The sequence below is a fragment of the Pseudothioclava nitratireducens genome (assembly GCF_029210495.1).
Classification (GTDB): domain Bacteria; phylum Pseudomonadota; class Alphaproteobacteria; order Rhodobacterales; family Rhodobacteraceae; genus Pseudothioclava; species Pseudothioclava nitratireducens.
Genome location: NZ_JARGDK010000004.1, coordinates 294466 through 309771, shown reverse-complemented (window position 1 = coordinate 309771; position 15306 = coordinate 294466). Strand labels below are relative to the sequence as shown.

The window sequence follows — 15306 nt, the reverse complement described above, 5'->3', positions numbered from 1 at the left end:
TCAGCATAACCACGAAAGCCGCCTGATCATGACCTCAGGCCATCTGGGAAATTACACCACCTTGACGGACGCTACCCGGCCAGTCGCCCACCGCCGCGCGCGAGATGATCGAACTCGGCTTCCCGGCCGAGAAGATCTTCTACTATCGCGGCGGCATGCAGGTCTGGCGGATGCTGGGGCTGACGGTGAGTGATCCCAAGGGGTAAGGGGTCAGCCGGCATCGGCACAGCTATAGGCGTGCCCGTCGGGCATCTTGCACAGCCGGGCGAAGAAATTTGGCGTAAGCCTGGCATAGCTTGGCAGGCGATGAGTCCGGTCATTACGTTCCAGATAGTCGGAGCAGGCCGCGATATAATAAAGTTCACGCCGTTCAGCGCGTGCATACCATTGCGCGAAGGCGACGCTTGCCGCAGCTCTGGGATCGCCCGATCGTGCCATTTCGCGCGCGAATGCCTCTGCAATGTCGGCCTGTAGCGGGTAAGAGGCCAATGCGTCCCACATCCCGGTTTGCCCGCTCTCGCGAAGCTGCCATGCCACGACATGGCTGATCGCGCTCGCATCGGCCTCCATCGCGTAGATGGCGCGGGCGTTTTGCGTCATCGACAGGTCCGGCGCGGGGCAGGTTCCGAAATCCTGCTGCTGGAGGTGGCGCAGCTCGTGGATCAGGACAGTGCTGCGCAGCGCCGGTGGCAAGCGCGCGTCGATGACGATCCGGCGTTCGTCAGCTTCGAAATACCCATGTGAGTCATGGAGGTTCGGCGCAAGGCACAGTGCGCGCAAGTCCTGAAAAAGCGAGGCGCCGATGGCCGGGAATTGTTCGAAGGCGGGTGCCAGCGCGCTGACCATCTGTCGGATTTCGGGCGGCGCCTCGAAGGGGGGGCTGGCGCAGTTCAAATCTTGCGAGGCCGCTTTGCCCGGGGTGAGACCGCAAAGCGCGCAAGCCATCGCAAGCGCAGCCACTGCCAGGTGCCGCCTCATCTGCCCTTCCTGCGCTTGATCCCCCCGCGTTGCCCGGGCCGTCCGGCGGTCGAGCGCCCCTTCACGCGCACGGCCTCTTCGGCGGCGGCCTCGACTGCGGATTGACGCGCCAGCGGGTCGTCATGGATCGCAAGGTCCACCGCCTCCAGCCGCTTGATCTCATCACGCAGGCGGGCCGCTTCCTCGAATTCCAGATCCTCGGCAGCTTTGCGCATTTTCGACCGAAGCTCGCCCAGATGGGCCTCCAGATTGGCGCCGGGTTTCACAAATTCAACCTGAGCGGTGACACGCGCCATATCGGTGTCGCCCGCATAGAGGCCGGCCAGAACGTCCTCGACATTCTTGCGCACGGTCTGCGGGGTGATGCCGTGTTCCTCGTTATAAGCGATCTGCTTGGCGCGGCGACGGTTGGTTTCGCCGATGGCGCGCTCCATCGAGCCGGTGATCCTGTCGGCATACATGATGACCCGCCCGTCCGCGTTACGGGCCGCGCGCCCGATGGTCTGGATCAGCGAGGTTTCCGAGCGCAGGAAGCCCTCCTTATCCGCGTCCAGAATGGCCACAAGCCCGCATTCCGGGATGTCGAGCCCCTCGCGCAGCAGGTTGATGCCCACCAGCACGTCAAAGGCGCCCAAGCGCAGGTCGCGTAGGATTTCGATCCGTTCGATCGTGTCGATATCCGAGTGCATATAGCGCACGCGCACGCCCTGTTCGTGGAGGTATTCGGTCAGGTCCTCGGACATGCGTTTGGTCAGCGTCGTGCAGAGCACGCGCAGCCCTTTGGCGGTGACCTTGCGAATCTCGTCGAGCAGATCGTCCACCTGCGTCTCGACCGGGCGGATCTCCACCTCGGGGTCCAGAAGGCCGGTGGGGCGGATCACCTGTTCGGTGAAGACGCCGCCCGCCTGCTCCATCTCCCACGCGGCAGGCGTTGCCGATACAAAGACCGATTGCGGGCGCATCGCGTCCCATTCCTCGAATTTGAGCGGCCGGTTGTCGGTGCAAGACGGCAGGCGGAAGCCATGCTCGGCCAGCACCGATTTGCGCCGATAGTCGCCTCGATACATGCCGCCGATCTGCGGAACGGTGACGTGGGATTCGTCGGCGAAAACGATGGCATTGTCGGGGATGAATTCGAACAGGGTGGGCGGCGGCTCGCCGGGCGCGCGTCCCGTCAGATAGCGCGAATAGTTCTCGATCCCGTTGCACACGCCGGTGGCCTCCAGCATCTCGAGATCGAAATTCGTGCGTTGCTCAAGGCGCTGTGCTTCAAGCAACTTGCCCTCGTCGTTGAGCTGTTTAAGCCGGTGCTGCAACTCTGCCCGGATGCCCTTGATCGCCTGTTGCAGCGTCGGGCGGGGGGTGACGTAGTGCGAGTTCGCGTAGATGCGGACGACCTCGAAATCGTCGGTCTTCTTGCCTGTCAGCGGGTCAAATTCGGTAATCGCCTCAAGCTCTTCGCCGAAGAAACTGAAACGCCAGGCGCGATCCTCGAGGTGGGCGGGCCACAGGTCCACCGTGTCGCCCTTGACCCGGAATGATCCGCGCTGGAAGGCGGCGTCGAGTCGTTTGTATTGCTGCGCGACCAGTTCTTGCAGGAATTTGCGCTGCTCGATCAGGTCTCCCACCCGGAGGTCCTGCGTCATCGCCGAATAGGTCTCGACCGAGCCGATGCCGTAAATGCACGAGACCGACGCCACGATGATCACATCGTCACGCTCCAGAAGCGCCCGCGTTGCCGAGTGGCGCATCCGGTCGATCTGTTCGTTGATCTGCGATTCTTTCTCGATATAGGTGTCGGTGCGTGCGACATAGGCCTCGGGTTGGTAGTAATCGTAATAGGAGACGAAATACTCAACCGAGTTATCGGGGAAGAAGCCCTTGAATTCGCCGTATAATTGTGCAGCCAGCGTTTTGTTGGGCGCAAGGATGATGGCGGGGCGTTGGGTTTCCTCGATGACCTTCGCCATGGTGAACGTCTTGCCGGTGCCCGTCGCCCCGAGAAGCACCTGATCGCGCTCGCCACCGTCGATTCCCGCCGAAAGCTCTGCAATCGCCGTCGGCTGATCGCCCGCCGCCGCGAATTCGGTCTTCATAACAAAACGTTTCCCACCCTCAAGCTTGGGGCGGGTCAGAACGTCGGGGCGGTCCGTCGGCAGGTTGGCATTATTATGAGGCATCGCGGCACCTTTCGCTGGCCCTATAGTTGATCTCTTTTCGTTCTCTTTCAAGGGCTTGCGGGAAAGGTTAATGAACGATGAAGTGGTGTGTTGAATTTTACATTTAAAATCATGTGGATGCGCGATATTTGCATTGCGCAATCCGGTTGTTGTTCCTAAATTGTTCTGGCAAGCAGCAATAGGGCTGCCGACCGGCGCACCACCCCACCCCTCGCTCCCCAAGCCGGTCGGCAGTCAATTCTCGCCATGATGACATGGAAACGCCCCTTGGGGCTTGCGCTTTCGCGTCGAATGACTAGAAAAGGCTGTGTTTTCTGGAGGGACCCCCATGCGCGCGCGTATCTACCAACCGGCCCGCAATGCGATGCAATCCGGTCAGGCCAAGACCAAGATCTGGTATCTGGACTTTGCCCATGCCGACGCGCGTGAGGTCGATCCGCTGATGGGCTGGACCAGCTCGGGCGACACGCAATCGCAGGTGCGTCTTAAGTTCGACTCGCGCGAGGCCGCCGAAGCCTACGCCAAAGAGCACGGGCTCGATTATGTCGTGACTGAGGGCCATAAGCGCGCAGCCAATATCCGCCCCGGCGGCTATGGCGAGAACTTCGCCTCCGGACGCCGGTCGAACTGGACCCACTAAACGTTATCACTTTTGAAGTGAGGGCGCCCATCGGGCGCCTTTTTCATTTGGCGCAGTCTGACAGTCGCCGGGGGCCGACCGCGCTGTCACAAAACGCTCACGCGGGCGTTGTCAAACCGTCACGCCTCGCCGGTATCGCTGCGCTCCGATAGCCAACTCAATCGGAGCTCGCCATGAAACCGGCATTTGTCACTCTGCTCGCCTTGTCCACCGCGCTCACCACGCCCGCTTTCGCCGACACGCTGAACCGTGTCGCGACCGTGCCGCTCGGGGGCGAGATCACCGGGATGTTCCTCGAAGGGGACGACCTGTTCTTCAACGTCCAGCACCCGGCGGACGATCTGGATACGGAATTCGCCAAGGCAACCGTGGGCGTCGTCGCCAATGCGGATTTTACGGCGGGTGCCATGACCGCGCCCGAGGGCGACGAGAAGAAGATCGTCAAGACTGCTTTCGGGGCCTATCAGGTGCTCGTGCAGGAGGGCGATTTCGACAAGATCGGCAAGATCACCGGTGCTGGGGGCGAGATCAAGGTTTCCAATGATCCCGACTTCAACGCCTTCGTGCGCACCGGCGCCAATGAGGGCTACCTCTTCACCAACTGGGAAGACCGCCCCGGCGGGATGTCGCGGGTGCGCATGACGCGCTCGGAGGATGGGCTCTGGGCGGTCGATCAGGCCGATGCAATGATGCTCGATTTCTCGGGCGTCGAGGGCACCTGGGTCAACTGCTTTGGCACGCTGAGCCCGTGGAACACGCCGCTCACCTCGGAAGAACTCTATTTCGACGAGACCGCCGACTGGAACAATCCCGAATATGAAGAGATCGGCGACGTGGCCGCGCTCGAAGGGTATCTGGGCCATTACCCGAACCCCTACCGCTATGGCTACATCGTGGAAATCGCCAACCCGGCGGGCAAGAAGCCGATGCCGACCAAGCTCTTCGCGTTGGGCCGCTTCAGCCACGAGAACGCGGTCGTGATGCCCGATCAGCGCACGGTCTACCTTTCGGATGACGGCACCGACGTGGTCTTCTACAAGTTCGTCGCGGATCGCGCGGGTGATCTGTCGTCGGGCACGCTTTACGCCGCCAAGATGACCCAGATGGCCGAGCCGGGCACGCCTGCCGCCGAGGCGGGCTTCCAGATCGCATGGATCGAACTGGCCCATGGCACCAATGCCGAGATCGCCGGCTGGATCGCCGAATATGACGGCATCTCGCAAGACGATTTCGCGGCGGGCGCCAGCTCCTATATCTCGGATGAGCAGGTCGCGGCGTGGGCCCATGGCGAGGCTGCCGACAACCGCGTGGCCTTCCTCGAAAGCCGCAAGGCTGCCAAGGCCAAAGGCGCGACCGCCGAATTCCGCAAGATGGAAGGCGTGAACATCAACCTCGAGGCGGCAGCCGATGGGTCGGTCCCGTTCATGTATATGGCGATGTCCGAAGTCGCCAAGGGCATGTCCGATGACGCGGGTGACATCCGCGTGGGCGAGAACAAATGCGGTGTGGTCTACGAGTTCAAACTCGACAGCAACTTCAACGTCTCGACCATGATCCCGGTCGTCGCGGGCGGTGCCTATGACAAGAACGCCGAAGCGAATTCCTGCGATATCGAGGGCATTTCGAACCCAGATAATATCGTGGTGCTGGGCAACGGCTCGGTGCTGATCGGCGAGGATACTGGCAACCACGAGAACAACGCGATGTGGCTGTGGACGCCCGCGCGCGTGACCATGTGATCGCCTGATCCGGTCTGACCAAAGGCGGGGCGGTCGAGGACTGCCCCGCCGTTTTTCAAGGAGCTTCCCATGCGTTCGCTGACCCTCTCCGGTCTTTTGTTTTGTGCGATCCCCTTGCCGTTGACCGCGCAGGACCTCTCGGCGCTCGATACCGCCGCGCTGATGGCACTGCGCCCGGCTTCGACCGATCTGGCGGAGGCGGGACGGCGCTATAATGCCGAAGCTCCGGTGCCGCCCATGTGCTACACCAAGATCGAGGGGCGCCATAATCCCTGCTATGTCTGCCACCAGTCGAACAGCGACCGCACGCGCCCCAATTTCATGCAAGATGGCGGGCTTCAGGCCGAATATGCCTTCTCGGAGGCGGGGCTCACGAATCACTACGCAAACCTCTTCATTGACCGCTCCGCCGAGGTCGCGGCGATTGCGGATGAGGCCATTCTCGACTGGATCGGTCAGGACAATTATTCGGATCTGGCCGGACGTCTGGCGGCCCAAGGCTTCGCGGGCTGGGTGCCTGATCTCGAAGGCTATGCCGAGGGCGCGGCGGCCTTCGATGCCGAAGGGCTGGCCCGCGATGGGTCATGGTGGGTGGCCTTCAACTACAAGCCGCAACCCTCGACCTTCTGGCCGACCAATGGCTCGACGGATGATGTGCTGATCCGTCTCGCGCCGAAATTCTACACTGCCGCCGACGGAACGGAGAGCCGCGACGTCTATTTTGCCAATCTCGCCTTGCTGGAACTCGCATTTCAGGATCTCGACCGGATCACCCTGCCGCCCGTGGATGAGCGCATCGTCGGCGCCGATCTGGATGGCGACGGGGTGCTGGGCGAGGCCCGCGAAATCGTGCGCCGCGAGACCTATCTGGGGGCGGCCTCGGACCATCCCGTCACGCGGATGATTTATCCCGAGGGGACGGAGTTTCTCCATTCGGTGCGCTATGTCGGTGTGAGCGGGGATGAGATCGCGCCCGCCCGGCGCATGAAAGAACTGCGCTACATGGTGAAATCGCGCGAGCTGTCGATCCCGCAGATCGCCTCGCGCTATGGCAATGAACGGCAGGAGAAAACGGACGAAAACCTGCCGCGTTTTGTCGATCTGGGGGATCGCGGGATGGATAACGGGCAAGGCTGGACCCTGCTTGCCTTCATCGAGGATCGCGGCGGACACCTACGCCCGCAAACCAATGAGGAACTCTTCTTCTGCCGGGGCTGTCATACCTCTGCGGGGGCGAATATCGACCAGACATGGGCCTTCCCGCGCAAGATGACGGGGGCGGCGGGCTGGGGCTATATCGACCTGCATGCGCAGCATGATGCGCCGAACCTCGGTCAAGAGGCGGGCGAGATCGCGCTTTACCTTGCGCGGGCCGGCGGCGGGGATGAGTTCCGCTCGAATGATGAGATGCGGGCCCGTTGGTTCGACGAAGGCGGCGCGCTGCGCGCGGATGCCGTTGCGGGCAAGACGGTCTATGAGCTCATCGCGCCCTCGCGCGAACGTGCGCTCCGGCTCAACAAGGCCTACCGGGTGCTGGTCGAGGAACAGAGCTTCGTCTTTGGCCGCGACGCGACCGTCACGCCGCCCGTCAATGTGCATGCCGAGATTGACGAGGCGACTGCGCCCACGCTGCCACCCGAGTTCCGTTACGCGCACGATATCCGTCTCGACTGGGGTCTGCGCTGAGCGCGGCCATTGTATCCGTATCAAATGCGGCTTTGCGGGCCGCTGCGCGCCGCGCTAGTTAGGGGCAAAGCAGCGGAGGGCGCATGCGCGTTTTCATCAATGGATTTGGACGGATCGGGCGATCCGTTCTGCGGGCCTGGGCCGAGGATCGGCGGCGGGGCGGGCGGCTTTGGCCGCAGATCGAGATCGTCGGGATCAACGACATCGCTGCGCCCGAGATGTGCGCCTATCTCTTCGAATATGACAGCGTGTTCGGCCCGTGGAAGGGCGCGGTCGCGCTGGAAGCCGGTGTGCTGGTCATCGACGGGCACCGCTTGCGCCTCTCGCGTGAGCCGGATCTGGCGGCCCTCGATCTGTCGGATACTGATCTGGTGATGGAATGCACCGGTCGCGCGGGCGGGCGGGATCTGGCCGAGGCGGGGCTGCGCGCCGGCGCGCGCCGGGTGCTGATTTCCGGCCCGTCCGAAGCCGCGGATTACACCGTGGTGCTGGGCGCGAACGAGGCCGGGCTGAGCGATCAGGCGGTGGTCTCAAATGCCAGTTGCACGACCAACGCGCTCGCGCCGCTGATGCGCTTTGTGAATGACCGCTGGGGGCTGCGGGGCGGCACCATGACGACGATCCATTGCTACACCGGCAGCCAGCCTACGGTGGATGCGCCGGCGGCCGATTTCGCCCGCTCGCGCGCGGCGGCGCTCTCGATGGTGCCGACCACGACCTCGGCGGGCAAACTGCTCGATCAGGTGCTCCCCGAACTCGCGGGTCGGATCATCGCACAGGCGGTGCGGGTGCCGACGGCCTCCGTCTCGGCGGTGGACCTCGCACTCCTGCTGGATCGCCCGGCAAGTGAGGGCGAGATCAACGACGCTCTCCGCGGGGCAGGGGGCGTGATCGGGGTGACCGATCAGCCGCTGGTGAGTGCCGACCTGCGCGCCCGCCCGGAAAGCGTCATCATGGCCCTGCCCGAAACGCGCGTTGCGGCGGCGGGTCTCGTGCGGATCTTCGGTTGGTATGACAACGAGTGGGGCTTCTCGAACCGGATGCTCGACGTCGCGGCGCTGATGCGCTGAGCCCCAAAGCAGAAGCCCCGCCGTTTGGCGGGGCTTCTCATTTCAGTCTCTGGCAGCGATTACTCGCGATTGCCGAGGAATTGCAGCAGGAACATGAACATGTTCAGGAAGTCGAGGTAGAGCTGCAGCGCGCCGAGGATGGCGGCCTTGCCGAGGAATTCCTGATCGGTCTGCGCGAGTTGCAGATAGGTGTTCTTGATGTTCTGCGTGTCATAGGCGGTGAGGCCCGCGAAGATCAGCACGCCGATCACCGAGATCGCGAAGGCCATCGCGCTGGACGCGAGGAAGATGTTCACGATCGAGGCGACGATCAGGCCGATCAGACCCATCATCAGGAACGACCCCATCGCCGACAGGTTGCGCTTGGTGGTGTAGCCGTAGAGCGACAGACCCGCGAAGGCGATAGCCGTCACGAGGAAGGTTTGCGCGATCGAAATGCCGGTATAGGCCGCGAAGATGAAGCTGATCGACAGGCCCATGAGCGCCGAATAGCCGAGGAATACGGCCCGCGCGGTGTTGGCCGACATCTTGTGGAGCATGGCGCCGAAGGCGAAGACCACGGCGAGGGGCGCGAACATGACAACCCATTTCAGGCCCGAACCGAAGATTGCCATCAGAAGCTGCTCATTCGTGCCGACCGCATAGGCCACGGCGCCGGTGATCAGCATGCCGACGGACATCAGGCCATAGACCTTGTTCATATGGGCGCGCAGACCCTCGTCGATCATGGCACTGCGGGTGCCAGCCTGCGTGCGATGCAGCGTATCGTATTGAGCCATCTCTCTCTCCGTGTTGTCCCTAAGGTGCGGCGCCGCCCTGACGACCCCGCATTTGGCTTCGATATTGGCAGGCGCGCGCATGTTTTCAAGCATCGCCCGCCGAATTTTGTGTGAGGGCCGCTGAATTATTCCACGCGCACGACGACCTTGCCGGTCGAGCGCCGGGCGCGCAGCATCTCGAGCGCCTCTGCGGCCTGTTCGAGCGGGAATTCGGCCGAGATATGCGGGCGCAATCCGCCCTGCTCGAACCAGTTGAACAATTGCGTCATCGAAGCCTTGAGCCGTTCGGGGTCCAGCTTGAGATAGCCCCCCCAATACAGCCCGTGAATGGCGATATTCTTGACCAGCGCATGATTGAGACGGATCTCGGGATGCGCGCCGCTGGCGAAGCCGATCACGAGAAACCGCCCGCCCGGATTGAGCGCGCGGAACGCGGCGCTCCCGGCATCGCCCCCGATCGCATCATAGACCACATCCGCGCCGCCTTCGGCCCGCAGCGCTGACTTGAGATCGGGCGTCTCGGTGTCGATCAGCACGTCGGCGCCCGCCTCTTGGGCAACGCGCAGCTTGTCGGCACCGCGCGCGCAGGCGATGACCTTTGCGCCCATCCGCTTGCCGATCTCGACCGCCGTGAGTCCAACGCCCCCAGCCGCGCCAAGCACGACAAGGGTTTCGCCGGGCTTTAACGCCGCGCGATCCGCCAATGCCACGTGCGAGGTGCCGTAAGCGATCTGGAACGCCGCTGCCTCGGAAAAGCTCATCGAGTCGGGCATCGGCGTGCAACGGCTCTCGTCGAAAATACCCTCTTGGGCGAGCCCACCTTGTCCCGCGAAAACCGCGACGCGCGTACCGGGGCGGATCGTTGTTCCTGAGCCCGCCTCAAGGACGGTTCCGGCCAGTTCCATGCCCATCACAAAGGGCGCTTCGGGGGTGTCCTGATACTTGCCCTCGATCATAAGCAGGTCCGCGAAATTCAACCCGCAGGCCGCGATAGAGATCCGCAACTGGCCCGGCCCCGGCTGTCCGGGGGCGATCTCCACGAGTTGCGGGGGTGCACCCGCTGCGGCGATCTGAAAGGCGCGCATGATCCTGTCCCAACCGTTAACTTCTTCTGGCATTTGAATTTAAACGCTTCGCGGGAGAGGTCCAGCGTTAACCATTATAAACACCTCCGAATCATCTTTTTTGCATGGATTGCAATATGGATGACTTGACGTTGCGGAAGTTGCAATTTGCATTGCAAAATGCAAAACACGCGGAAGGCGAGTAGTCCTGCATCACGGCACGTTAAGCGTAATGCGGCTTTATTTACCATGCGAGCCGACATATGCACCTCTTTGAACCTGTCTTTTTGGACAGGTTTCTACGATTGGTCGGGATTTGCGCTTGGACGGGCTGCTAAGCTGGGCCGTGACAATTTTTGAGGTAGTATTCATGAAACACCCTGTCGATGTGCATGTGGGCAAGCGGATCCGTCACCGCCGCTGGATGATCGGTATGACCCAGCAACAACTCGCCGATCACGTCGGGATCAAGTTCCAGCAGATTCAGAAATATGAGACCGGCATGAACCGCGTCTCGGCTTCGCGTCTGTGGGATATTGCCGATGCGGTGGATGTGCCTGTTTCCTTCTTCTTCGAGGGGCTCGGGGGTGAGAATGCGTCGCAATCCGAAGTGTCGGGCGATCTGCTCTCCGATAAGGAGGCGCTGGCTCTGCTGCGCTCCTACTACGCGATCCCGGAAGCACAGCGCCGCCGGTTGTTCGAATTGGCCAAGGTGCTGTCCGACGCGGCCTGAGCGCAGCGGCAGAAGGCGGGCGGCTTGACCCGCTGACGGGGGGCGGTTACCGCTCCCCTTGTCATTTGGAGAGCCGAGATGCGCAAGACTTTTACCCCCGATGAACAGGCCCAACTGATTGCGGTCGCCCATGATCTCGCACAGGCCGCGCGCGCCGAGACCTTGCGTCATTTCCGCCCGACCGACGGGATCGGTGCGGATAACAAGATCGACGGGGGATTCGATCCGGTAACCGAGGCCGACCGCGCAGCCGAGCGCGTGATGCGCGACATTCTCGCGCGTCGGCGTCCCGACGATGGGATCTATGGAGAGGAATACGGGGTCATCACCGGAACCAGCGGTCTGACATGGGTGCTCGACCCGATCGACGGCACGCGCGGTTACATGTCTGGCACGCCGACTTGGGGGGTCTTGATCGGTCTGGCGGAGCAGGGCGCAGAGGGGAGACCCGCAGCGCCGATCTTCGGTGTCATCGACCAACCCTATATCGGAGAGCGTTTCGTGGGCGGTCTGGGGCTCGCGCGGTGCGACGGGCCGCTGGGGCCGCGCGATCTGCGCAGCCGTACGACCGCGGCGCTGAGCGACGCGATCCTGTTTTCGACCTTCCCCGAGGTGGGCACCCCCGAAGAAGGCGCGGCCTTTGCCCGGCTCGCGCGCGAGGTGCGGCTGACGCGTTACGGGATGGATTGCTACGCCTATGCGTTGGTCGCGGCGGGTCAGATTGACCTCGTGGTCGAAGCGGGATTGCAACCCTATGACGTGCAGGCGCCGATTGCAGTGATCGAGGCTGCGGGCGGCGTCGTCACCGATTGGCAGGGTGGTCCGGCGCATCTGGGAGGCCGCGTTCTCGCCGCCGCCAATCCCGAGATCCATGCCGCGGCGCTGGCGGTGCTCGCCGGGTAGGGGCGCTGCCCCTCTTTTCCTGCGGAAAATTCACCCCGGGATATTGGGGGCAGAATGAGGGGGGATCAGCGTAATTTCCGCCCGCCGATCCACATGCCCGCGATGGCGCGGTCATCGCCCATCATGATCGTCGGGAACAGAGCCTCCCAGAATTCCTCGGCCTGCGCCGCGCGTTGCGCGATGGCTGGCGTCGAGTGCAGGTCAATCACCGCGAGATCGGCCTCAAGGCCCGGTGCGAGATTGCCGATCTGGTGCTCGGCATGGAGCGCACGCGCCGCGCCTTGCGTGGCCAGCCACCACAGTTGGGCCGGGTGGAGCGGGTTGTGGCGCAGTTGCGCGATCTCGTAAGCCGCCGCCATGGTGCGCAGCATCGAAAAGCTCGAGCCGCCCCCGGTATCCGTCGCAAGCCCGACCCGCGCCCCGCCAAGCGACAGTCCCTCCATGTCGAAGAGGCCCGAACCGATGAAGGTGTTCGAGGTCGGGCAATGCGCGATCCCCGCCCCCAGTTCGCAGAGCCGATCCCGCTCGCGCTGTTCAAGGTGGATCGCATGGCCGTAAACCCCGCGCGCGCCCAGAAGCCCGTGCATTTCGTACGTGTCCAGATAGTCGCGCGCCTGTGGGTATAACTCGCGGACCCACGCGATTTCATCGACCTGCTCGCTCAGATGCGTTTGCATCAGGCAATCCGGATGCTCGCCCCAGAGCGCCCCAAGGGCCGAGAGCTGCTCCGGGCTCGAGGTCGGGGTGAAGCGCGGCGTGATGACATAGGACAGCCGGTCGACCCCGTGCCAGCGTTCAAGCAGTGCCTTGCTCTGGTCATAGGCGGTCTGCGCCGTGTCGCGCAGCGTGTCGGGCGCGTTGCGGTCCATGCAGGTCTTGCCGCCGAACGCCCGCATTCCGCGTGCCTGCGCCTCGGTGAAGAAGGCGTCCACGCTTTCGGGGTGGATGGTGCAATAGCTGCACATCGCGGTGGTGCCATGGCTCAGGGCCAGATCGACATAGCGCGCCGCGATCTTGGTGGCGTAATCCGCCTCCCCGAACCGCGATTCCTCGGGGAAGGTGTAGTGGTTGAGCCAGTCGATCAGCCGCTTGCCCCAGCTTGCGATGATCGCCGTTTGCGGAAAATGCACATGTGCGTCGATGAAACCGGGCGAGATCAGCCGCTCGCCGTAATCGTGCAGACGCGCCTGCGGGTAGGCGGCGCGCATCTCGTCTGCCGATCCGAGCGCCACGATCCGGCCTTCGGCAATGACCACGCCCCCCTTGCGTTGATGGCGCGCGGCCTGCGGCCCCTCGCGCATCGGATCGCCGGAAAAACTCAGGGTCTGGCCCAGTAGAAGATCGTGCATGCTGCCCTCCGAAAGCGCCATGCTAAGGCGCGTGATCGCAAAGGTAAATTGCTGCCGTTTGGCCGCGGAAATTTGCCCCTCGGGCCTGTTTTTCCCCGCCGCGCCCGGTTAAGCTGCGCCCGCAACAGGAAGGGGTGGCGATGGCGGAGCTGCGCGCGGAAGAGGTCGAACGCGAGGAAGAGGATTACCGTCTCGACGCCGATGTCGTTGACGCGATCCTTGAGGCGGTAGAGGCACAGGACGCGGCAGAGCTGTCGCGCCTGATGGAGCCTTTGCACGCAGCCGATATCGCCGACCTTCTCGAGCAGGTCAGCGGGGCAGAGCGCCGCGAGATCATCCGTCTTTGGGGCCGCGAGATCGACGGTGAGATCCTCACCGAGATCGACGACGCGATCCGCGAAGAGGTCATTCAGGCGCTGCCACGGGACGTTCTGACCGAGGCCGTGCGTGAACTCGATTCGGATGACGTGGTCGACCTGATCGAGGATCTCGAAGAGCCGCAGCAGGAAGCCATTCTCGAAGCGCTCGAAGAGGCGGACCGGGCGGCGGTCGAGAAGTCGCTGACCTATCCGGAATATTCGGCGGGTCGTCTGATGCAGCGCGAGGTCGTGACCGCGCCCGAGCATTGGACCGTAGGCGAGGCGATCGACTATATCCGCAAGGCCGACTGGCTGCCCGATCAGTTCTACCACATCATTCTGGTCGATCCGGGCCATCACCCGGTCGCCTATGTGACGCTCGGCCGGCTCTTGTCCGCGCCGCGTACGACCCCGATGCGCGATATCGCGGAGGAGAGCTTCCGCACGATCTCGGTCTATCAGGAAGAGGCCGACGTGGCCTATGCCTTCAACCAGTATCACCTGATCTCGGCCCCTGTCGTGGACGAGGACGAGCGGCTGGTTGGCGTGATCACCATCGACGACGCCATGTCCGTGCTCGACGAAGAGCACGAGGAAGACATCCTGCGTCTGGCCGGTGTGGGTGAGGAATCGGCGATCTCGGATACCGTGGTTGAGACCGTGCGCCAGCGCCTGCCGTGGCTCTTCGTGAACCTGCTGACGGCGATCCTTGCCTCGGGCGTCATTGCGCTCTTCGAAGGCACGATCGAGCGTCTTGTGGCGCTCGCGGTTCTTATGCCGATCGTCGCCTCGATGGGCGGCAACGCGGGGACGCAGACGCTGACGGTTGCGGTGCGCGCGCTTGCCACCAAGAACCTTACCGAAAGCAACGTCTGGCGGGTGGTGCGACGCGAAGCGCTGGTGGGTCTTGTGAATGGGGCGGCGTTTGCCGTGATTATGGGATGTGTCGCTTGGGTCTGGTTCGACACGGCGGTGCTCGGCCTCGTGATCGGCGTCGCCATGGTGGTCAATCTCTTTGTGGCGGCGGTGGCTGGGATCGTGGTGCCGCTTGGGCTTGAGAAACTGGGTGCCGACCCCGCGCTTGCCTCGGGGACCTTTGTGACGACGGTGACCGATGTGGTGGGCTTCTTTGCCTTCCTCGGTCTTGCGGGAGCGGTATTGCTATGACCAAGGACGATCAGCGCAAGCAAGCCTTTGGCATTCGCAAATTGGCCCATGCGGCGCGTGACGGGCGCGATGAGCGGGCACAGGATTATCTGGCCACGATGATCGGGCATTTCTCGGGCAAGGTCCTGTCGGGTTACATGCCGATCCGCACCGAGATCGACCCGCACCCGGCGATGGCTGTGCATGACGGGCCGCTCTGCGTGCCGGTTGTCGAGGCGGCAGGCCAGCCGCTCGCCTTTCGGCGCTGGAGCGCGGGCTGCGCGATGATTCCCGGTGCCTTCGGCGCGCCAATCCCCGCCGACGAAACTCCGCTCACCCCGGAGGTCCTGATCGTGCCGCTTCTGGCGTTCGACCGGCGGGGCTACCGGCTGGGCTATGGCGGTGGCTTCTACGACCGCACGCTCGAGGCACTCCGCGCCCGCGGCCCGGTGACCGCGATCGGCTTTGCCTATGCCGCGCAAGAGCGGCACGACCTGCTGCTCGAACCCACGGACCAGCCGCTCGACCTGATCGTGACGGATCATGGCATCTTGCAAGTCTGAGCAGGCTTTCGCGTTCGCCGCAGCTTTCATCAAACCCGAGATACTCCGGGGTGAGGCCGCAGGCCAAGGGGCATTGCCCCTGCTTTCTGCTTGCGTGCATCCGCACGCCCCGGCTAA

The 15306-nt window shown here is 63.4% G+C and carries 13 protein-coding genes; 8 read left to right on the top strand and 5 right to left on the bottom strand.

Annotated elements, in window-relative coordinates:
* Window positions 1–210: 210 nt before the first annotated feature.
* Together P0X85_RS07070 and uvrB are read right to left on the bottom strand one after the other, a co-directional pair.
* Window positions 211–978 carry a DUF6782 family putative metallopeptidase gene (locus tag P0X85_RS07070; protein ID WP_275810634.1) on the bottom strand — a complete coding sequence of 256 codons (768 nt, stop codon included), beginning with the start codon at window positions 976–978 and terminating at the stop codon, window positions 211–213.
* On the bottom strand, window positions 975–3158 hold the full coding sequence (gene uvrB / locus P0X85_RS07065) for an excinuclease ABC subunit UvrB (protein ID WP_275810631.1): 2184 nt from the start codon (window positions 3156–3158) through the stop codon (window positions 975–977). Before uvrB ends, P0X85_RS07070 begins: the two co-directional genes overlap by 4 nt.
* Window positions 3159–3486: 328 nt before the next feature.
* Between uvrB and P0X85_RS07060 the strand changes: the two genes are divergently transcribed.
* The 4 genes from P0X85_RS07060 (at window position 3487) to P0X85_RS07045 (ending at window position 8293) form a co-directional block, all read left to right on the top strand.
* Complete coding sequence (locus P0X85_RS07060) at window positions 3487–3798, top strand: ETC complex I subunit (protein ID WP_275810628.1); 312 nt, start codon at window positions 3487–3489, stop codon at window positions 3796–3798.
* A 173-nt stretch (window positions 3799–3971) separates the two neighbouring features.
* Window positions 3972–5537 (top strand): alkaline phosphatase PhoX, encoded by a 1566-nt coding sequence (locus P0X85_RS07055; protein WP_275810625.1) that lies wholly within the window; start codon window positions 3972–3974, stop codon window positions 5535–5537.
* A gap of 69 nt (window positions 5538–5606) precedes the next feature.
* Window positions 5607–7223 (top strand): hypothetical protein, encoded by a 1617-nt coding sequence (locus P0X85_RS07050; protein ID WP_275810622.1) that lies wholly within the window; start codon window positions 5607–5609, stop codon window positions 7221–7223.
* An 83-nt stretch (window positions 7224–7306) separates the two neighbouring features.
* Window positions 7307–8293 (top strand): type I glyceraldehyde-3-phosphate dehydrogenase, encoded by a 987-nt coding sequence (locus tag P0X85_RS07045; protein ID WP_275810619.1) that lies wholly within the window; start codon window positions 7307–7309, stop codon window positions 8291–8293.
* 59 nt (window positions 8294–8352) lie between these two features.
* Here the strand turns inward: P0X85_RS07045 and P0X85_RS07040 are convergent, their stop codons facing one another.
* Window positions 8353–9072: a Bax inhibitor-1/YccA family protein gene (locus P0X85_RS07040; protein ID WP_275810616.1), complete on the bottom strand. Its 720-nt coding sequence runs from the start codon at window positions 9070–9072 to the stop codon at window positions 8353–8355.
* 125 nt (window positions 9073–9197) lie between these two features.
* Window positions 9198–10157 carry an NADPH:quinone oxidoreductase family protein gene (locus P0X85_RS07035; protein WP_275810613.1) on the bottom strand — a complete coding sequence of 320 codons (960 nt, stop codon included), beginning with the start codon at window positions 10155–10157 and terminating at the stop codon, window positions 9198–9200.
* A gap of 349 nt (window positions 10158–10506) precedes the next feature.
* On the opposite strand from P0X85_RS07035, the gene P0X85_RS07030 reads away from it, so the two are divergent.
* Complete coding sequence (locus P0X85_RS07030) at window positions 10507–10869, top strand: helix-turn-helix domain-containing protein (RefSeq protein WP_275810610.1); 363 nt, start codon at window positions 10507–10509, stop codon at window positions 10867–10869.
* A 78-nt stretch (window positions 10870–10947) separates the two neighbouring features.
* Window positions 10948–11772: a histidinol-phosphatase gene (gene hisN / locus P0X85_RS07025; protein WP_275810607.1), complete on the top strand. Its 825-nt coding sequence runs from the start codon at window positions 10948–10950 to the stop codon at window positions 11770–11772.
* 65 nt (window positions 11773–11837) lie between these two features.
* On the opposite strand, the gene guaD is transcribed toward hisN, so the two are convergent.
* Window positions 11838–13121, bottom strand: coding sequence for a guanine deaminase (gene guaD / locus P0X85_RS07020; RefSeq protein WP_275810604.1), 1284 nt, complete (start codon window positions 13119–13121; stop codon window positions 11838–11840).
* Between the two features lie 140 nt (window positions 13122–13261).
* On the opposite strand from guaD, the gene mgtE reads away from it, so the two are divergent.
* Together mgtE and P0X85_RS07010 are read left to right on the top strand one after the other, a co-directional pair.
* Window positions 13262–14647 (top strand): magnesium transporter, encoded by a 1386-nt coding sequence (gene mgtE, locus P0X85_RS07015; protein WP_275810601.1) that lies wholly within the window; start codon window positions 13262–13264, stop codon window positions 14645–14647.
* Entirely contained in the window at window positions 14644–15189 is a 546-nt protein-coding gene (locus P0X85_RS07010; protein ID WP_275810596.1) for a 5-formyltetrahydrofolate cyclo-ligase, read from the top strand. The genes mgtE and P0X85_RS07010 overlap by 4 nt, the downstream gene beginning before the upstream one ends.
* The last annotated feature ends 117 nt before the right edge of the window (window positions 15190–15306 follow it).

Bases quoted from the DNA above. Each gene is read 5' to 3' on its own strand.
- P0X85_RS07035 (WP_275810613.1), bottom strand. From the start codon at position 10,157: ATGCGCGCCTTTCAGATCGCCGCAGCGGGTGCACCCCCGCAACTCGTG.
- uvrB (WP_275810631.1), bottom strand. From the start codon at position 3,158: ATGCCTCATAATAATGCCAACCTGCCGACGGACCGCCCCGACGTTCTG.
- P0X85_RS07070 (WP_275810634.1), bottom strand. From the start codon at position 978: ATGAGGCGGCACCTGGCAGTGGCTGCGCTTGCGATGGCTTGCGCGCTT.
- hisN (WP_275810607.1), top strand. From the start codon at position 10,948: ATGCGCAAGACTTTTACCCCCGATGAACAGGCCCAACTGATTGCGGTC.
- P0X85_RS07060 (WP_275810628.1), top strand. From the start codon at position 3,487: ATGCGCGCGCGTATCTACCAACCGGCCCGCAATGCGATGCAATCCGGT.
- P0X85_RS07045 (WP_275810619.1), top strand. From the start codon at position 7,307: ATGCGCGTTTTCATCAATGGATTTGGACGGATCGGGCGATCCGTTCTG.
- P0X85_RS07010 (WP_275810596.1), top strand. From the start codon at position 14,644: ATGACCAAGGACGATCAGCGCAAGCAAGCCTTTGGCATTCGCAAATTG.
- P0X85_RS07030 (WP_275810610.1), top strand. From the start codon at position 10,507: ATGAAACACCCTGTCGATGTGCATGTGGGCAAGCGGATCCGTCACCGC.
- guaD (WP_275810604.1), bottom strand. From the start codon at position 13,121: ATGCACGATCTTCTACTGGGCCAGACCCTGAGTTTTTCCGGCGATCCG.
- P0X85_RS07050 (WP_275810622.1), top strand. From the start codon at position 5,607: ATGCGTTCGCTGACCCTCTCCGGTCTTTTGTTTTGTGCGATCCCCTTG.
- P0X85_RS07040 (WP_275810616.1), bottom strand. From the start codon at position 9,072: ATGGCTCAATACGATACGCTGCATCGCACGCAGGCTGGCACCCGCAGT.
- mgtE (WP_275810601.1), top strand. From the start codon at position 13,262: ATGGCGGAGCTGCGCGCGGAAGAGGTCGAACGCGAGGAAGAGGATTAC.
- P0X85_RS07055 (WP_275810625.1), top strand. From the start codon at position 3,972: ATGAAACCGGCATTTGTCACTCTGCTCGCCTTGTCCACCGCGCTCACC.